2 protein-coding genes are annotated in these 1,779 nt (G+C 67.5%); one reads left to right on the plus strand and one right to left on the minus strand.

Annotation, left to right across the window (positions count from 1 at the left end; translation table 11 throughout):
- Positions 1-1,090: PLP-dependent aminotransferase family protein (locus tag DBR23_RS19110; RefSeq protein WP_233250569.1), on the plus strand; the 1,090-nt coding region annotated here is incomplete at its 5' end.
- Between the two features lie 110 nt (positions 1,091-1,200).
- On the opposite strand, the gene DBR23_RS19115 is transcribed toward DBR23_RS19110, so the two are convergent.
- Positions 1,201-1,779 (minus strand): GntR family transcriptional regulator (locus tag DBR23_RS19115; protein ID WP_108499257.1); only part of this gene is annotated, 579 nt, incomplete at its 5' end.

A 1,779-nucleotide genomic window follows, 5' to 3' on the forward strand; every position in this document is an offset into this window, starting at 1 on the left:
GGGCTGCGGCTGGCTGCCGCACGACTGGCTGTTTGGCGATGCGGTCAAACGCAGCATGCGCCAGCTGTCGTCCGACGGGCCCGAGCTGGATGGCTATGGCCTGCCCCACGGCCACATGGCGCTGCGCATGGTGGTGGCCGAGTCGCTGGCCGAACACCATCTGGCGGTGGACGCCGACCAGGTGCTGCTCACGCAGGGCTCCAGCCAGGCGCTGGATCTGGTGGCGCGTCGCCTCGTCAAGCCTGGCGATGTGGTGCTGGTGGACGACCCCGGCTACCCCAACTTGCTGTTCATGCTGCGCTTTGCGGGAGCACAAGTGGTGGGTGTGCCGCGCACCGCCACCGGCTACGACCTACCGGCGCTAGAGGCCCTGCTGGCCGAGCGCCAGCCCACGGTGTTCTTCACGCAGCCGCGCCTGCAAAGCCCCACCTGCTCGGTGGCATCGGTGGCGCACCTGCACCGGCTGCTGCAATTGGCCGAGCAGCACAACTTCATGCTGGTGGAGAACGACATCTACGCCGACATGGACCCCGGTGTGCGTCCCTCGCTGGCCAGCCTGGACCAGCTCAACCGCGTGATCTATCTGGGCAGCTTCTCCAAGACGATTTCGCCCAACCTGCGCACCGGCTTTCTGGCGGCGCGGCGTGACCTGCTCGACGAGCTGGTGCAGCTCAAGATGATCTCGGGCCTGACCTCGTCAGAGATCACCGAGCGCATCACGTTTGGTGTAGTGACGGATGGACGCTGGCGCAAGCACCTCAAGTCGCTGCGCGAACGCCTGGCCGAGGCGCACCGCACGGTGGGGCGGCGTTTGCTGAACCTGGGGTTCGAGCTGTTCCACGAGCCCGAGGCGGGCATGTACCTGTGGGCCCGGCACCCCGACCTGCCCGACAGTGCCGAGCTGTCGAAAGAGGCCACCGGTGCGGGCATCATGCTCGGGCCGGGTCAGCTGTTTCTGGTGGAGCCCCGGCCTACGGGCTGGCTGCGGTTTAACGTGGCGTTCAGCCAGGACGAGCGGATGTGGCGCTTTCTGGAGCAGCGCATCGAGATGGGCCAGCAGGTGGCGGAACAGGGCAGTTCCCTGGCCTGAGTACGCGGTTTGAAGCGTTTTGGGGCGGGTGCGCTAGTGCAATATGCCTGGATTGCTATCAAATAGATAGTTATTGACGCAACTGCCCGTGGCCCGGGGTGATCGGGTCCCTAGCGGTCGATGATGCGGCGCGCAAAGCGCTCCAGGTACTCCATCAGCAGCTCTGCGCCCGCCACGGCCTGGGCCTCGTCGCCACTGGCAATGCCCTGCGCCAGTTGCATGTGCGCCCGGGCACCCTCTGACACCTCGCCTTCGTGCTGGTAGGCGTACCAGAAGCGGCGGCACTGCACGATGAGCGGTTGCACGCATTTGACGGCCGAGTGGTTTTGGCTGGCCTGGTGGGTGACGAGGTCCAGCTCATGGTCGGCCAGCATGTAGTCGTCGAGGTGGCCGCGCGCTGCGGCCTGCACCATGTTCTCCGCACAGCGCACGATGGCCTGGCGCTGCGGCGCGGTGGCGCGGCGTGCGGCGTTGGAGGCCAGCAGGCGCTCCAGCACGCGGCGGGTCTGGATCACGTCCAGGTGATCGGCCAGGTCGATGTGCGACACCAGCAGCCCGCGCCGGGGCTGCTGCACGATGAGCCCGATGGACACCATGCGCAGCAGCGCCTCGCGCACCGGCGTGCGGCCCAGGCCTGTGCTTTCGGCGATCTCGGCCTCCACCACGGGGCTGCCGGGCTGCAGCTGCAG

This window comes from Acidovorax sp. HMWF018 (assembly GCF_003061035.1).
Taxonomy (GTDB): Bacteria; Pseudomonadota; Gammaproteobacteria; order Burkholderiales; family Burkholderiaceae_C; genus Acidovorax; species Acidovorax delafieldii.